The following is a 14,233-nucleotide window of genomic DNA, read 5'->3' on the forward strand; positions in this document are numbered from 1 at the left end:
CGCGCAATCGTCTCGCGTGCCGTTGTCACATCGGCGACGGTGTCGTTGTGTTCGGTCGTGCCGCGGCGGCATCGTGAGCTGTCACCGCGGCGTCGTCGGTTGCGCTTCCGGCCGCGCGGCCGCGGGTTTCGCTTCCGCGCGCGACCGTCCCGGCGCCCACACACCGATCGGTATCGCGGCGACGAGGGTGAGAATACCCAGCGCCAGCGCGGATTGCTGGACGCCGTAGACGAAGGCGGACTCGGCGAACTCGGCCAGGGGCGCGGCTTGCGGGCCCACCCGCTCGGTGACCTGGAGCGCCGCGGCCAGTGAGTCGCCGACCGGTTCGCGAATCTGTTCGGGCACCTGCGGCAAGGCGGGCGCGATGCGGGTGCTGTACCCGGCGGCCAGGATGCTGCCCGCGATGGCGATGCCGACCGCCGCGCCCACTTCGCGTGCCGCGTCGTTCACCGCGGCGGCGACGCTGTGTTTCTCCACCGGGGTGCCCGCGAGAATCGCGGCCGTCGCGGGTGCGGTGCACAGTCCGGTACCGCTGCTCATGATCAGGAACGGCCAGAGCAGATCGACGTAGGTGCTGTCGACGTCGAGGCCGGAGAGCGCGATGAGCGCGATCCCGATGATCACCAGCCCGCCGGCCACGGGTAGCCGCAGTCCGGTCCGTTCGGCCAGCCGGGGCGCCACCGCGGAGATCGCCACCATCGGCACGACCATCGGCGCCATCGCCAGCGCCGACATCAGGGGCCCGTACCTGAGGATCAGCTGCAGGAACTGGACCATCAGCAGGAAGGTTCCGAAGCACACGAGGAACTGGAGGGTCACCGCCGCGGTCCCGGAACCGAAGCCGCGATGGGTGAACAGGCGCACATCCAGCAGCGGGTGCGCCACCCGTGTCTCCACCACCACGAACGCCACCGCCGCCGGCACCGCGACGACGGCCGTGCCGATCACCAGCGGATCCAGCCAGCCGCGCTCGGGCGCCGCGATCGCGGCCACCACCAGCGATCCGACGGCCGCGGCCGAGGTGAGCGCGCCCCACAGGTCCACCGCGGGACGTGCCCGGTCGACCGATTCCGGCAGCGTGAACCCCGCGATCATCAGGAGCACGCCCGCGATGCACATGGCGAGCAGGATCGACACCCACGACCACTGCTCGAGCAGCAGGCCCGACCCGAGGATGCCCAGCACCGCTCCCGCGCCGGCCACACCCGCCCACAGCCCGACGGCATTGCTCCGCCGTGACTCGGGAAATCCGGCGGTGATCAGCGACAGCGTCGAGGGCATGACCAGAGCAGCCCCCACACCGGCCACCGTCCGGCCCGCGATCAACCAGCCGGGCGTATCGAGCAGGACGGGCGTCGCCGAGGCCGCCGCGAACACGAACAGCCCGATGATCAGCACGGCGCGCCGCCCGTACCGGTCGCCGAGCGCGCCCGCCGGAAGAACGAGGCAGGCCAGCGCCAGGGTGTACCCATCGATGACCCAGGTGAGCTGCTGCTGACTGGCTCCGGTGGCGGCGGCGATCTCCGGTAGCGCGGTGTACAAAGCCGCCATCGACGCGACGACCAGGGCCACGGTGGCACACGAGATCGTCAACATCCAGCGCTGAGCGACTGACAAACGTCTCGCGGTGGACTCCATGGCGCCTCCCGGCAGAACGGAACTGTCAGTATCGCTACGCTACTATCAGTAGCATAAGTGGGCGGGGTGGCGATAGGCGTCGCGAAGGAGGAATGTTCGACCCATGACCGGTGCCGCAGAACCGCCCCCGCACCACCCTGACCCCGGTGACGAGGTCGATCCGCGCAAGCTGCGCTCCCGGGCCAGGCTGCTCGACGCCGCGACGGCGCTGTTGAAATCCGGTGGGCTGGAAGCGGTCACCGTCGAAGCGGTGACGACCATGTCCAAGGTCGCGCGCACCACGCTGTACCGGCATTTCGACAACGCCGTGCAGTTGCGCGCCGCCACGCTCGAGCGGCTGCTTCCTCCGGTCATCGAGGCGCCGCCGGATGGTCCGCTGCGGCAACGGCTCACCGAATTGCTCAGCAGGCAGGCCGCGGTCGTCAACGAGGCCCCGTTGCAGATGTCCACGCTGGCGTGGCTGGCCACCGGCGAGCGCGGCGCGTCCGATGCGGGTCCGGCGTTCACCTCGCTGCGCCAGCGGCTCATCGAGCAGTACCGCAAGCCGTTCGATCAGCTGTTCGGCGACCCGGAGGTGCGCGCCCAACTCGGCGAATTCGACGTGACGCTGGCGCTGACCCAGCTCGTCGGCCCGATCGTCTTCGCCAGGCTGGTCGGACTCGCGCCGACCACCCCGGCCGAATGCGAGCGGCTCGTCGACGACTTCCTGGCCGCGCGGTCGAGCGACCGCGAACGCCGGACGGTGCAGCGGGGCGGACGCGTGGACGAGCCCGGCCCGAACGGCAGGTAGCATCGGCGTGCTCGGCGGACGACGAGGAAACCGGTGGAAGTCCGGTGCGGTCGCGCCACTGTAGAAAGCCAGACCCTCCCCGGCGAGCAGCGAACCCCCGATGGGCGCGTCACCCGAGGAAGGCTGCCACCCGTGATTGTGTTGTTGTCCACGTCCGACACCGATCTGCTCAGTGCCCGCGCCAGCGGCGCCGACTACCGCTGGGGGAATCCGGCTCGCCTGTTGGTCGACGACCTGCCCGGCCTGCTCGACGGCGCCGATCTGGTGATCGTGCGCATCCTCGGTGGCAAGCGGGCCTGGGAGGACGGGCTGGAGGCGCTGCGCGCGAGCGGGATCCCGCTCGTCGCGCTCGGCGGCGAGATCGCCCCGGACGCCGAGCTGATGGAGTGCTCCACCGTGCCGGGTGGTGTCGCGGCCGACGCGCACAACTACCTCGCCGCCGGCGGCCCGGAGAACCTGCGCCAGCTGCACAATTTCCTGTCCGACACCGTGCTGCTGACCGGCCACGGTTTCGAACCCCCGATCCAGTTGCCCAGCTGGGGCGAACTGGACCGGGTCGCCGCCGGGCAGGCCGACGGTCCGACAGTGGCGGTGATCTACTACCGCGCTCAGCATCTGGCGGGCAACACCGCCTACGTCGACGCGCTGTGCACCGCGATCGAACAGGCGGGCGCGCGGGCGCTGCCGCTGTACTGCGCGTCGCTGCGCACCCCCGAACCCGAGTTGATCGCGACCCTGCGCCGCGCCGACGCGCTGGTGGTGACGGTGCTGGCCGCAGGCGGCACCAAGCCCGCCACCGCGTCGGCGGGCGGCGAGGACGAGGCTTGGGATGTCGGCGCGCTCGCCGACCTGGACGTGCCCATCCTGCAAGGGCTGTGCCTGACCACCGGCCGCGCGCAGTGGGAGGCCAACGACGACGGGCTGTCACCGCTGGATGTCGCCACCCAGGTCGCTGTGCCGGAATTCGACGGACGGATCATCACGGTCCCGTTCTCGTTCAAGGAATTCGACGCCGACGGCCTGTCCACCTACGTCCCCGATCCCGAGCGCGCCGCCCGGGTCGCGGGCATCGCGACACGCTACGCGCGGCTGCGCCACATCCCCGCCGCGCGCAAGCGCATCGCGGTCATGTTGTCGGCCTACCCGACCAAGCACGCCCGCATCGGCAACGCCGTCGGCCTGGACACCCCGGCCAGCGCCATCCGCCTGCTCACCGAAATGCGTGCCGCCGGTTACGATCTCGGCGCACCCGGCGAGATCCCCGGCCTGGACGAGCGGGACGGCGACGCCCTCATCCACGCCCTGATCGCGGCGGGCGGCCAGGATCCCGACTGGCTGACCGCCGAACAGCTCGAGGGCAACCCGATCCGCATCGGCGCGGCCACCTACGCGGCCTGGTTCGACACCCTGCCCGGCGGCCTGCGCGACGCCGTCGTGGAGGCGTGGGGCCCGCCGCCGGGCGAACTCTACGTCGACCGCTCGTCCGACCCGGGCGGGGAGATCGTCATCGCCGCGCTGCGTTTCGGCAATGTCGCGCTCATGGTGCAGCCGCCGCGTGGTTTCGGCGAGAACCCCGTCGCGATCTACCACGACCCCGATCTGCCACCCAGCCACCACTACCTGGCGGCCTACCGGTGGCTCGGATCGCCCGACGGTTTCGGCGCGGACGCGATGGTGCACCTGGGCAAGCACGGGAACCTGGAGTGGCTGCCGGGCAAAACGCTGGGCATGTCGGCCTCATGCGGAACCGACGCCGCCCTCGGCGACTTGCCGCTGATCTATCCGTTCCTGGTGAACGACCCCGGTGAGGGCACCCAGGCCAAGCGGCGCGCGCACGCCACCCTGGTGGATCACCTGATCCCGCCGATGGCCCGGGCCGAAAGCTACGGCGACATCTCACGTCTGGAGCAGTTGCTCGACGAGCACGCCAACATCTCCGCGCTGGACCCGGCTAAGCTGCCCGCCATCCGCCAGCAGATCTGGACGCTGATGCGCGCCGCGAAGATGGACCACGACCTCGGCCTCACCGAGCGCCCGGACGAGGACTCCTTCGACGACATGCTGCTGCACGTCGACGGCTGGCTGTGCGAGATCAAGGACGTGCAGATCCGCGACGGCCTGCACATCCTGGGACAAGCCCCGGCGGGGGAGAGTGAACTCGATCTGGTGCTGGCCATGCTGCGCGCGCGCCAGCTGTGGGGCGGCGAGCGCACCGTGCCCGGTCTGCGCGAAGCCCTCGGCCTGGACGAGTCGGGCGGGGAGGCGCGCGAGCGCGTTGACGCCGTGGAGGACCGCGCCCGCGCGCTGGTCGCGGCGTTGCAGGCGGCGGACTGGTCGCCCGAGGCGGTGGACGGCATCACCGACGACCCCGAGGTGCGCCGGGTGCTGCGGTTCGCGGCCACCGAGGTGGTGCCGCGCCTGCGGCAGACCGGCGTGGAGATCGAGCGGGTGCTGCACGCGCTCGACGGCGGGTTCATCCCGGCGGGCCCGAGCGGTTCGCCGTTGCGCGGCCTGATCAACGTCCTGCCGACCGGACGCAATTTCTACTCGGTCGATCCCAAGGCCGTGCCGTCCCGGCTGGCCTGGGAGACCGGGCAGGCCATGGCGGAATCCCTGCTGGAGCGCTACCGCGCCGATCACGGCGAGTACCCGCGGTCAGTGGGCCTGTCGATCTGGGGCACCTCCGCCATGCGCACCTCCGGCGACGACATCGCCGAAGTCCTCGCGCTGCTGGGCGTCCGGCCGGTCTGGGACGAGGCGAGCCGCCGCGTCAGCACGCTCGAGGTGATCTCGCTCGCCGAACTCGGCCGTCCCCGCATCGACGTGACGGTGCGCATCAGCGGCTTCTTCCGCGACGCGTTCCCGCACGTGCTCGCCCTGCTCGACGATGCGGTCCGCCTGGTCGCCGACCTGGACGAGCCGGGCGAGGCGAACTACGTGCGGGCGCATGCCCAGGCCGATCTCGCCGAACACGGCGACCGGCGGCGCGCCACCACCCGCATCTTCGGCTCCAAGCCCGGCACCTACGGGGCCGGCCTGTTGCAGCTGATCGATTCGAAGAGCTGGCGCACCGACGACGATCTCGCGCAGGTGTACACCACCTGGGGCGGCTACGCCTACGGACGCGACCTCGACGGCGCGCCCGCCGCCGAGGACATGCGCGGCGCGTACCGGCGGATCGCCGTGGCGGCCAAGAACACCGACACCCGCGAGCACGACATCGCCGACTCCGACGACTATTTCCAGTTCCACGGCGGCATGGTCGCGACGGTGCGCGCGCTGACGGGCAAGAACCCGGAGGCCTACATCGGCGACAGTACCCGCCCGGACGCGGTGCGCACCCGGACGCTGTCCGAGGAGACTGCGCGGGTGTTCCGGGCCCGGGTGGTGAACCCCCGGTGGCTCGAGGCGATGCGCAGGCACGGCTACAAGGGCGCGTTCGAAATGGCGGCGACCGTCGACTACCTGTTCGGCTATGACGCCACCACCAACGTGGTAGCCGATTGGATGTACGAGAAGCTCTCGGAGAGCTACGTTTTCGACGAGGTGAACCGGAAGTTCATGGAGCAGTCCAATCCTTGGGCGCTGCACGCCATTGCCGAGCGGCTGCTGGAGGCGGCCGAGCGCAAACTGTGGGAACACCCCGAACCGGACACGCTCGATCGACTGCGGCAGGTCTACTTGGAGACCGAAGGGGAGCTGGAGTAGCAGGACCCACCTTCCCATCATCTCCTGGATGACCGCCGAACAGCTTGGCGGGCAAGACATTTCGGACATTCTCAAGTGCCGGAAATGGTGATGTCCAACGCCTATAATCGCTAGTGTTCCACGGCTGTACCCAGGTAACGACAGATCGAATCTGCTGAGGATGGGAAGGCTCATGAAGTTCAGAGAATTGGTTGCGACCACGCTGCTGACCATTGCCGCCACCGGCGTGACCGCGGCGACGGCGTACGGGCAGGCCGAGATCTACGACCCCGTGGTGAGCGGGAACGAGAGCGGTGTCTCCTACACCACGTCCGTCGCGCCGGACCGGACGAGCGCTGTGGTCACACTCGACTCCGGTACGTTCGCCCGCACGCCGGGGGGGATCGCGGTGCTGGGGCCCGACGGGTCGGTCGTGACCACGGTGCCCACGACCATGGTGTCCATGTTCGGACAGCAGGTCGAAGTGGCGCCCGACATCGATGCGGCCGGAACGACCTTGACCTTGAGCCCCATCGGAGCCGCCATCCCGGAACCGGGCGCGCCGCAGTTCATCGGTGACGCGGGGTCCACATTGGGTGGGGTGGCGATCGGCTGTGCCATCGGGGCGCTGGTCGGTCTCGTGTTCTTCATCGTCGGGGTCTTCCCCGGTTGCGTGGTCGGCGGCCTCATCGGTGCCGCCGCGGGCGCCAGCCGGTAGTGCGGGACTGATTCGCGGGGCGCTGTCGGCCGCGCTCGGTGCCCCGGCATCGAGCGCGGCCGTTTCGTCTGTGCGAAAGCTCGCGATCCCACGTCATTTCCGCCCGGCCGCCCGCCGGAAACGGTCGGCCGTGGCGACCAGGTGTTCGGCGAGCGCGGGGGAGTCGAGCACCTCGAACTCGACATCGGCGAGGCCGAGATACCACGTCAGCATCCGAGGGGAATCCGAACCCACCAGCGCCACACAGTGTTCCGGCCCGTCCGGTATCACCTCCACCGCCGCGGGCAGCCGGGCCCGGATCACTTCCGCCGGGGCGGCCATGCGGACCCGGGCACGGTAGCGCCCCGTGGCGGCGCCCACGCCGCGCTGCACTCGCTCGGCGATCTCCTCCTCGGAGACGGCGCGGGGCGCGAATCGTGGTCCGTACGGAACCTTCGGCGCGATCCGGTCGACGCGGAAGGTGCGCCAGTCGCCGCGCCCCACATCCCACGCGACCAGATACCAGCGACCCCACCAGTGCACCATCCGGTGCGGCTCGACATCCCGGCTGGAGGGTGCGCCGCCATGGCTTTCGTAGTCGAAGCGCAATCGCTCGCTCGCCCTGATCGCGTCCGCGACCGCGGTGAGCACCGCCGCGTCCACGGTGGATTGTCCGTCGCCGGACACGTGCACGGTGGCCGCGGTCAGCGTGTCGACGCGGTGCCGCAATCGGGACGGCAACACTTGCCGCAGTTTCGTCAGGGCCCGCACCGACGTCTCCTCGATGCCGGTGACCGCTCCGTTGGCGGCGGTGACCAGCCCGACCGCCACCGCCACGGCTTCCTCGTCGTCCAGCAGCAGCGGTGGCAGCGCCGATCCGGCCCCGAGCCGGTAACCCCCGGCGACGCCCGGCGTGGCATGCACGGGGTACCCGAGCGTCCGCAGGCGCTCGATGTCGGTGCGCACGGTCCGGGTGGAGACGCCGAGCCGTTCGGCCAGCGCGGGCCCGGTCCAGTCGCGCCGCAGTTGCAGCAGCGACAGCAGCCGCAACAGGCGTGCGGAGGTTTCCAGCATGGCTCGATCATGGCAGCTGTCGCGGAAGCGAGCCTTTCGCGACAGACGATCAGCCGGCCTGCGTCATGCACGGCTCGACGGTGAAGTCGAGCCCGAAATTGTTCAAGGTCACCGGCAGCGGAGCGTCCGGGTTCGGCCGGGGCGTGGACCGCAGCCGGAAGTCGGCGGAGGTCAACAGGTGCGCGAGCAGCGCGCTGGTGACGAACAGCACCAGGTTGCGGCCCGGGCAGTCGGCGGGGCCCGCGCTGAACGGCACCAACTGGGGGTACTGCTCCGCACGGCCGTCGAGCCAGATCTCCGGGACGAACTGGTCGGCGAACGGCAGCAGCTCGGCGTCCCGGTGGAACGCCGCGACCGCGATCATCAGTGCCGCGCCCGCCGCGATGGTGAAGCGCTCGTCGCCGTCGCGCCATTGGGTATCGGCGGTGATGTCGCGCAGCAACATGGGCGTGGTCGGCCACAGCCGTACCGACTCGAGCACGCAGGCGCGCAGATAGCCGCGCAGGTCGACGCGGTCCGGGTCGACGGCATCCGCCAGCGCGCGAGCGTGGTGCTCGGGATGGGTGCTCAGCACCGCCAGCGCCCGGCTCATCGCGATGCCCGCCGCGTCGAAGGCGAACAACCAATGCGGTATCTGCCCCACCGGATCGGTCGCCCCGCCCGCGGGCACCGCGGCGAGTGCCCCGGCGAGGCTGTCCGGGGGAGCGGACTCGACGTGACGGTAGAGCCGATTGGTGAACTGATCGCGCTGCCTGCGATGCGCGGGCGCCAGGAACGACCAATTGCCCGCCGAGCGCAGCCGGGACAGCTCGTCGGTGAGCACCGTGTCGTCGCGGCCCCGCTCACCGAGCACGATCCGTCGCACCAGCCGCCACCACCGCGTGGTGAACTGCCGCGCGTCCAGGTGACCGCGGTGCAGGGCGGACACGATCATCTCGCGTGCCTCCTCCGCGATGGCCTCGGCGAACGGCCCCGCCAGGCGGTGCAGCGGCTCGGCGGACTCCAGCGCCGCCTCGTTCACGGCCCGGCGCTGATCGCGGATCGGGCCTTCGGACAGCAGGACACCGTGCGGCTGGAACTGGCGCAGTGCGGCGCGCTTCTCGCGATTGGCCGGGTGAAACGGCGTCGGCGCGTCGGACAGGACCCGCCCGACGTCCTGCGGGTCGAGAACGACCACGATCCGGCGCCCCGGCACCACCAGCTCAACCGGACCCGCACCGAACTCCCGCCGCAGCTGCCGCACGCGCTCGATCGCCCGCGAATCGGCCCCGGTGCGTTCGAGCAGGCCCAGTACCGGCCGACGTCGCGCGATGACCCCCGAGGCGACCGAGGCGAATCCGAGATCCGCCAGTGCCGCCACCGCGGGCACTCCCACCAGTCGGTGTTCGCGGTTGTCTGCCATACGGCCTCCTCCCGGTGCGCTCAGATCGGCACGGTGCCGACGACCGGGCAGATACCCGGCGAGGCGGGGTCGAAACCGTGGCGGGGTCCGAGCGGCACCGATGCGGTGCCGGAGGCTCAGCTGGGGGCTTGGGTCTCGTCGACTGCCAGCGCGGCCTCGACGGAGTCGAATACCGTGAGCAGACGGTCCAGCGCGGTGACCTCGATCGGCCTGCGCGCCGCGTCGCTGGGGACCACACGCAAGCCACCGGAACCGGTGGCCTCCGAGGCCGCCAGCAGGACGCTCAGCCCGGCCGAGCCGAGGAACCCGACGTTCGACATGTCCACCACGACCGCGGCCGGTGTGTCGCGCAGCGCCTCGTCGAGCGCCGATTGCAAGCGTGGCGCGGACGCCATGTCGATCTCGCCGTGCACGGTGACGACCACCGTGCCCTTCGCCGACCGCACCTCGACCTCCAGCGCCCGGGGCGCGCTTTCGGAACTCACAATCCACCTCCCGTGCCGGCCACGCGTCCTCGGCAGTACGCCACGTCGACCTCCGCTCAGGTTCGCATCTCTTGCGCAGTCGGACACGGCGCAGAGAGCGAGCATTCCGCGGCCAACTTACCCCATCGCGCTCCGGTGCGATCACCCTGTGCGCCGCGTCCCGCCTCAGACCGGGGCGGTATCAGGGGCAGGAGGGCGCTGCCGCGCGGCTACGGAAATCGTCCCCGTGCACAACGAATGCCGCCGCCGTGAGTTCGGGCACCTGAAAGAGTGTCCGAACTCACGGCGGCGGCAGCGGTTTCGAGCGGCGGCGGACTGCCGCTCCGGCACGGTGGCGCTATTCCGGCCAAGTGCCGGTGAGCGATTCGTAACCGCTCGCGCCCGCACGATCGATCGCGGCCTTGACCAGGCCGAACACCGCGCCCTGCAAGGCCGCGGCGAACAGCACCTCGCGCCAGGAATGGTCTCGCGCGGTGGAGGACGGGGCCTGGTCCTCACCGGTGATCCGCGTCCACACCTTGGTGAACACCGCGTTCGCGGCCAGGCCGCCGAGCACGCTGATCACCAGGCCGAGCGGTTTGTAGAGCGTCTTCATCGCCGCCTCCGCACGATCTGCCACACCACCGCCGCGATCACCGCCGCGCCGAGGGCCGCCGGGATCGGGTGGGCGCGCAACGCGCCACCGGCCTGCCTGCCGCGCGCGGCGACCGGCTCGGGCGCCGCCGCCGCCACCCGGTGGGCGAGATCCGCGGCGCCCGTGCGGGCCTGCTGCGCCTTGTCCGCGACGGCGAGCGCCGCCTCGGACGCCACGTGCTGGGTCGCCTCGACAGCCTCGTGCGCCTTCTCCTTGCTCCGCGCGGGCACGTCGAGTTTGTGGCCCAGCTCTTCGACCGTCCTGCCCAATTCCGCTCTGGCCTCGTCGCGGTCGCGCCGCAAGGCCGCGACGTCGTCGGTGGGCTGCCCGGCCCGGGGTCGGCTGTCGCTCATCCCCGCCTCCTGTCCTTGATCACCTCGATGTCCTCGCGCACGCCCTCGACCGCTTCCTGCGGTATCGGCGGCGCCGCGTGCTCCACGCTCTTCTTCCCGGACAGCCCGAGGACCGCCGCGACCACGAGCAGCGCGCCCGCGACGATGAGCGCGGACGCCCAGCCCGGCAGGACCTCGGCGAGGCCGAGCACCGCCGCGGCGACCAACGCCGCGCCGCCGTAGAACGCCAGCAGCGCCGCGACCCCCGCCAAGCCGGCGCCGAGCCCGAACCGCTTGCCCTTCTCCCGCATCTCGACACGGGCGAGCTGCAGTTCGTCGCGGATGAGCCGGGACACCTGTGCGGTGGCGTCCTCCACCAGTTCGGTGACCGACCGAGCGTTCGCGGGCGGCCGAATCTGTGTCGTCTCGGTCATGAGACCTCCTTCGGCATGTCACACCTCCTCCACCGCGACTACCCGCGCGACCGGATTCCAATCGGACATCGGGCCGGTCGGACGCGGCTCGGGTAACGACGCGCGGGGCGGGACGGCCCGCGATCGCCGGGCGCCGACGGTCTCCGAAGCGATTGCGGTGCAAACGAAATCGCTGGGAGGTCACTCGATGTGGGCGCCGATCTGCGGAACGGCATCGACCGGGTGCCGCGCTTGCAAGCCCGCGCCGATGCCCTCGAAGTGCCAGCCGTCACCGGCGCGACGCACTCGACCGAGCACCATGCCGGTGTGCGAACCGCCGCCGGTCAGCTCGTGGCGGGCGAGCTGGGTACCCGCCGCGGTGTCGATCACCCGGCAGTAGGCGTTCGCGATCCGATCGAGCGTCCGGCCGGTGTAGCTGGTGATGAGGAACAGCACGGTGGTGACGTGCGGGGAGAGGCGCGACAGGTCCACGCTGATGACCTCGTCGTCGCCCTCCCCTTCTCCGGTGAGACTGTCGCCGTGCAGGCGGACGGCCCCGTCCGTCGAGGTGAGCTGCTCGTGATACACCACGTCGACGAGCCGGTCCGCGGCGAAGAGCAGGGCCGCGACGTTGAGATCGATCTCCTTGCGCCGGCCGAGCAAGCGCGAACGGGTAGCGGGGTCCCAGCCCAGCGCCACGGTGACGTGCTCGAGCGGGACGTCGCGTTCATCGCGGAGCACGGTGAGCATCGGTATTCTCCTCTGCGTCGGAAAGCGGTCGGGTTCCGCCGTCGAGCGTGGACGTGCCCGGGTCGTAGCGCGCGGCCCTCCGTGCGCCCGGCAACGCCATGACCGAGACGATAGGGACGATTCCGGCGGACGTGCAGCGTACCCGTGTTCGCGCCGGATATGGCGAGAATCCAATCCGCGAGGCCGTTCGCCGCGAAGTCAAGGCATGCGGGTTGGCACAGGGCAGGTGCGCCGAAACCGCGGCGCGGGTCCCACCACGCGCGGTCGTTCGCCTGCGGAGTTCGGAGACGGTTCGCGTGCGGAGATAGCGGCGAGCGCTCTACGGGTGAATGGAGCGCACCCACGGCTACCGACCGGAGGTGAGCGGCGATGACCGGTACCGAGACCTCGCGCGCGGATCTGCTCGACCTGGCGTACCCCTACGCGATGGACGCGGTCGCCGAGATCGAGCGCAGGCGCATCGAAAACCGGCTCGCGAAGACCGATTCCGGCACGGCCGCGGCGTTCGCGGCGGCGGTGCACGGGATCCGGGAGACCCTGGCGGCACTGAGCGCGACCGCCGCGGTGAATCCACCACCGACCCTGGAGTCGAAGATCCTCGGGGCGATCGACGACTCGCGTCCCGGCGCGCGGCGCCGTCGCGAATTCCTCGCCCGCCGCCGCCTCGCACAGTTGGTGGTGGCCGCCGCGGTGGCCGTCGCGGCCGGGGCGGGCGTCGTGGTGGTCACCGAGCGGATCGCGGGGTCGCATGCCGCGGCGGTCACGGCCGACCAGGTCTCGAGACAACCGGACGCGCGTTCCCGGGTGATCGAACTGTCCGTCGGCGGCACGCTGACAGTGCGCACCTCCGACCGCCTCGGCGCGGCCGCGGTCACCTTCGACGCGGTACCCGCGCCACCGCCCGGCCGGGCATATCAGCTCTGGGTCGTGTCGTCCGCGGGTACGCCGCGCTCGGCGGGCGTGTTGACCGGCGTGCCGCCGGCGGGCGTGGCGACCGGATTCGATCCCGCGGACATCGTCGCCGTCACGATCGAACCCGCGAAAGGATCGCCGCGCCCGACCTCGCCACAGATCGCCGCCGTCACACTGGGCTGAGCGTCTTCGAGTCGCCGGAGCCTGCCCGAGACGCCCCTGGCTAATCGCACCCTTCGAGGGTCGCGCGCGCGACCTCCTCGACGACGTCATCGATCTCGCCGCGCACCCGTAGCGCCGCGACCTGCCGATGCGCGCCGTTGCCGCGCGCGAGCAGGTGTGCGAACGCCTCGTCGACGAACTGCCGGTCGCCTGCCTCGTCCAGCGCGGGGGCCACGTGCTCGATCAGCCGGAACAGCAGGTCGCGCGCCGGCGCCACATTGCTGTCATAGGGATCGACACCGTCGCCGTCCAATCCCGAACGGGCGGCTTTCCAATACGCCGCCCGCAGCACTTCGGCGGGGACCGGCGGTGCGATCTGCCCCGCGGCCAACGATTTCCGCGCCGTGACGACGATGGCGCGCACCAGCGCCGCCAGGAGCGCGGTCTCCTCGACCGTGGCGGGGATGTCGCTCACCCGCACTTCGACGGTCGGGAACGAGACCGACGGACGAACGTCCCAGTAGACCATCTGCTTGTCCAGGATGCTGCCGCTGTTGAGCATCATCGCGACCATCGCCTCGTAGTCACGGGCGGACTCGAAATACGGCGGTGGCCCCGCGCTGGGCCAGCGCCGCCACAGGATGCTGCGCCAGCTGGCGAATCCGGTTTCGGTGCCGCGGTAGATGGCCGAATTCGCGGTCATCGCCAGCAGCTGCGGCAGCCACGGCCGCAGGTGGTTGCTGACCTGGACCGCTGTTTCGGCGTCGGGGACGCCGACGTGCACATGGCAGCCCGACAGTCCCTGTTCGTGGGCGAGCATGCCGAAGTTCTCGGCGATGCGCTGGTAGCGCGGCGTATCGGTGACGGGGAAGTCGTGCGGGACGGTGGGCGGGATGCCGACGGCGAGCAGGCGTGCGTCGTTGCGCTCGGCGCAGGCGGCGATATCGCGGCGCAATTCCCGCAACTGCCGGTGCAGTGCGCCGATATCGGTGTGGACCGCCGTACTGGTCTCCACCTGACAGCGCGTCAGCTCGAGTTGCAGGTCGACCCCGATCTCCTCGGCGGTGCGCGCCACTTCCACGTTGCGTGCCAGCGGCGCGCCGGTACGGGGGTCGACAAGCAGGAACTCTTCTTCTACGCCGACTGTCAGGCGCCCATCGTCCATGTGCGGGCAATACCCAGGGTCGCCCCGGCTAGTCAGCCGAAACGCACGGCTCCCCACGGGCGGTGCTGCGGCAACAGCCCCCGCGGGCGGGA

The 14,233-nt window shown here is 71.0% G+C and carries 13 protein-coding genes; 4 read left to right on the forward strand and 9 right to left on the reverse strand.

The features are described 5' to 3' along the window. Positions 1–81: 81 nt before the first annotated feature. Entirely contained in the window at positions 82–1,638 is a 1,557-nt protein-coding gene (locus tag ACZ6DL_RS06230; protein WP_466049326.1) for an MFS transporter, read from the reverse strand. A 103-nt stretch (positions 1,639–1,741) separates the two neighbouring features. Here ACZ6DL_RS06230 and ACZ6DL_RS06235 point away from each other — a divergent pair, with 103 nt between their 5' ends. From ACZ6DL_RS06235 to ACZ6DL_RS06245, 3 genes are all read left to right on the forward strand, one after another. Then, positions 1,742–2,428, forward strand: a complete 687-nt coding sequence (locus ACZ6DL_RS06235; protein ID WP_466049328.1) for a TetR/AcrR family transcriptional regulator — start codon at positions 1,742–1,744, stop codon at positions 2,426–2,428. Between the two features lie 132 nt (positions 2,429–2,560). Continuing rightward, entirely contained in the window at positions 2,561–6,136 is a 3,576-nt protein-coding gene (gene cobN, locus ACZ6DL_RS06240; protein WP_466049330.1) for a cobaltochelatase subunit CobN, read from the forward strand. A gap of 172 nt (positions 6,137–6,308) precedes the next feature. Continuing rightward, the gene (locus tag ACZ6DL_RS06245) at positions 6,309–6,833 is read left to right on the forward strand and encodes a DUF8020 domain-containing protein (RefSeq protein WP_466049331.1); all 525 of its coding nucleotides are present in this window, start codon (positions 6,309–6,311) and stop codon (positions 6,831–6,833) included. 93 nt (positions 6,834–6,926) lie between these two features. Here the strand turns inward: ACZ6DL_RS06245 and ACZ6DL_RS06250 are convergent, their stop codons facing one another. From ACZ6DL_RS06250 to ACZ6DL_RS06280, 7 genes are all read right to left on the reverse strand, one after another. Then, positions 6,927–7,886, reverse strand: coding sequence for a helix-turn-helix transcriptional regulator (locus tag ACZ6DL_RS06250; protein WP_466049333.1), 960 nt, complete (start codon positions 7,884–7,886; stop codon positions 6,927–6,929). 49 nt (positions 7,887–7,935) lie between these two features. Then, positions 7,936–9,288, reverse strand: coding sequence for a cytochrome P450 (locus ACZ6DL_RS06255; RefSeq protein ID WP_466049334.1), 1,353 nt, complete (start codon positions 9,286–9,288; stop codon positions 7,936–7,938). 116 nt (positions 9,289–9,404) lie between these two features. Then, entirely contained in the window at positions 9,405–9,773 is a 369-nt protein-coding gene (locus ACZ6DL_RS06260) for an STAS domain-containing protein (RefSeq protein ID WP_466049336.1), read from the reverse strand. A gap of 337 nt (positions 9,774–10,110) precedes the next feature. Continuing rightward, complete coding sequence (locus ACZ6DL_RS06265) at positions 10,111–10,368, reverse strand: DUF4235 domain-containing protein (RefSeq protein ID WP_062972865.1); 258 nt, start codon at positions 10,366–10,368, stop codon at positions 10,111–10,113. Beyond that, complete coding sequence (locus tag ACZ6DL_RS06270; protein ID WP_466049337.1) at positions 10,365–10,760, reverse strand: DUF3618 domain-containing protein; 396 nt, start codon at positions 10,758–10,760, stop codon at positions 10,365–10,367. The genes ACZ6DL_RS06265 and ACZ6DL_RS06270 overlap by 4 nt, the downstream gene beginning before the upstream one ends. After that, positions 10,757–11,173 carry a phage holin family protein gene (locus tag ACZ6DL_RS06275; RefSeq protein ID WP_466049339.1) on the reverse strand — a complete coding sequence of 139 codons (417 nt, stop codon included), beginning with the start codon at positions 11,171–11,173 and terminating at the stop codon, positions 10,757–10,759. Before ACZ6DL_RS06275 ends, ACZ6DL_RS06270 begins: the two co-directional genes overlap by 4 nt. 180 nt (positions 11,174–11,353) lie before the next feature. After that, entirely contained in the window at positions 11,354–11,902 is a 549-nt protein-coding gene (locus ACZ6DL_RS06280; RefSeq protein WP_466049340.1) for a TerD family protein, read from the reverse strand. Positions 11,903–12,271: 369 nt separating this feature from the next. On the opposite strand from ACZ6DL_RS06280, the gene ACZ6DL_RS06285 reads away from it, so the two are divergent. After that, positions 12,272–12,997: an anti-sigma factor gene (locus tag ACZ6DL_RS06285; RefSeq protein WP_466049341.1), complete on the forward strand. Its 726-nt coding sequence runs from the start codon at positions 12,272–12,274 to the stop codon at positions 12,995–12,997. A 40-nt stretch (positions 12,998–13,037) separates the two neighbouring features. Here ACZ6DL_RS06285 and ACZ6DL_RS06290 read toward each other — a convergent pair whose 3' ends face one another. Then, complete coding sequence (locus tag ACZ6DL_RS06290; RefSeq protein ID WP_466049343.1) at positions 13,038–14,141, reverse strand: glutamate--cysteine ligase 2; 1,104 nt, start codon at positions 14,139–14,141, stop codon at positions 13,038–13,040. Positions 14,142–14,233 lie beyond the last annotated feature (92 nt).

It is taken from the genome of Nocardia sp. NPDC041819 (assembly GCF_055590505.1).

What these genes read in the sequence shown, in the direction of transcription:
- ACZ6DL_RS06230 (WP_466049326.1), bottom strand. Translation starts at nt 1,638, where the DNA reads ATGGAGTCCACCGCGAGACGTTTGTCAGTCGCTCAGCGCTGGATGTTG.
- ACZ6DL_RS06235 (WP_466049328.1), top strand. Translation starts at nt 1,742, where the DNA reads ATGACCGGTGCCGCAGAACCGCCCCCGCACCACCCTGACCCCGGTGAC.
- ACZ6DL_RS06245 (WP_466049331.1), top strand. Translation starts at nt 6,309, where the DNA reads ATGAAGTTCAGAGAATTGGTTGCGACCACGCTGCTGACCATTGCCGCC.
- ACZ6DL_RS06250 (WP_466049333.1), bottom strand. Translation starts at nt 7,886, where the DNA reads ATGCTGGAAACCTCCGCACGCCTGTTGCGGCTGCTGTCGCTGCTGCAA.
- ACZ6DL_RS06255 (WP_466049334.1), bottom strand. Translation starts at nt 9,288, where the DNA reads ATGGCAGACAACCGCGAACACCGACTGGTGGGAGTGCCCGCGGTGGCG.
- ACZ6DL_RS06265 (WP_062972865.1), bottom strand. Translation starts at nt 10,368, where the DNA reads ATGAAGACGCTCTACAAACCGCTCGGCCTGGTGATCAGCGTGCTCGGC.
- ACZ6DL_RS06270 (WP_466049337.1), bottom strand. Translation starts at nt 10,760, where the DNA reads ATGAGCGACAGCCGACCCCGGGCCGGGCAGCCCACCGACGACGTCGCG.
- ACZ6DL_RS06275 (WP_466049339.1), bottom strand. Translation starts at nt 11,173, where the DNA reads ATGACCGAGACGACACAGATTCGGCCGCCCGCGAACGCTCGGTCGGTC.
- ACZ6DL_RS06280 (WP_466049340.1), bottom strand. Translation starts at nt 11,902, where the DNA reads ATGCTCACCGTGCTCCGCGATGAACGCGACGTCCCGCTCGAGCACGTC.
- ACZ6DL_RS06285 (WP_466049341.1), top strand. Translation starts at nt 12,272, where the DNA reads ATGACCGGTACCGAGACCTCGCGCGCGGATCTGCTCGACCTGGCGTAC.
- ACZ6DL_RS06290 (WP_466049343.1), bottom strand. Translation starts at nt 14,141, where the DNA reads ATGGACGATGGGCGCCTGACAGTCGGCGTAGAAGAAGAGTTCCTGCTT.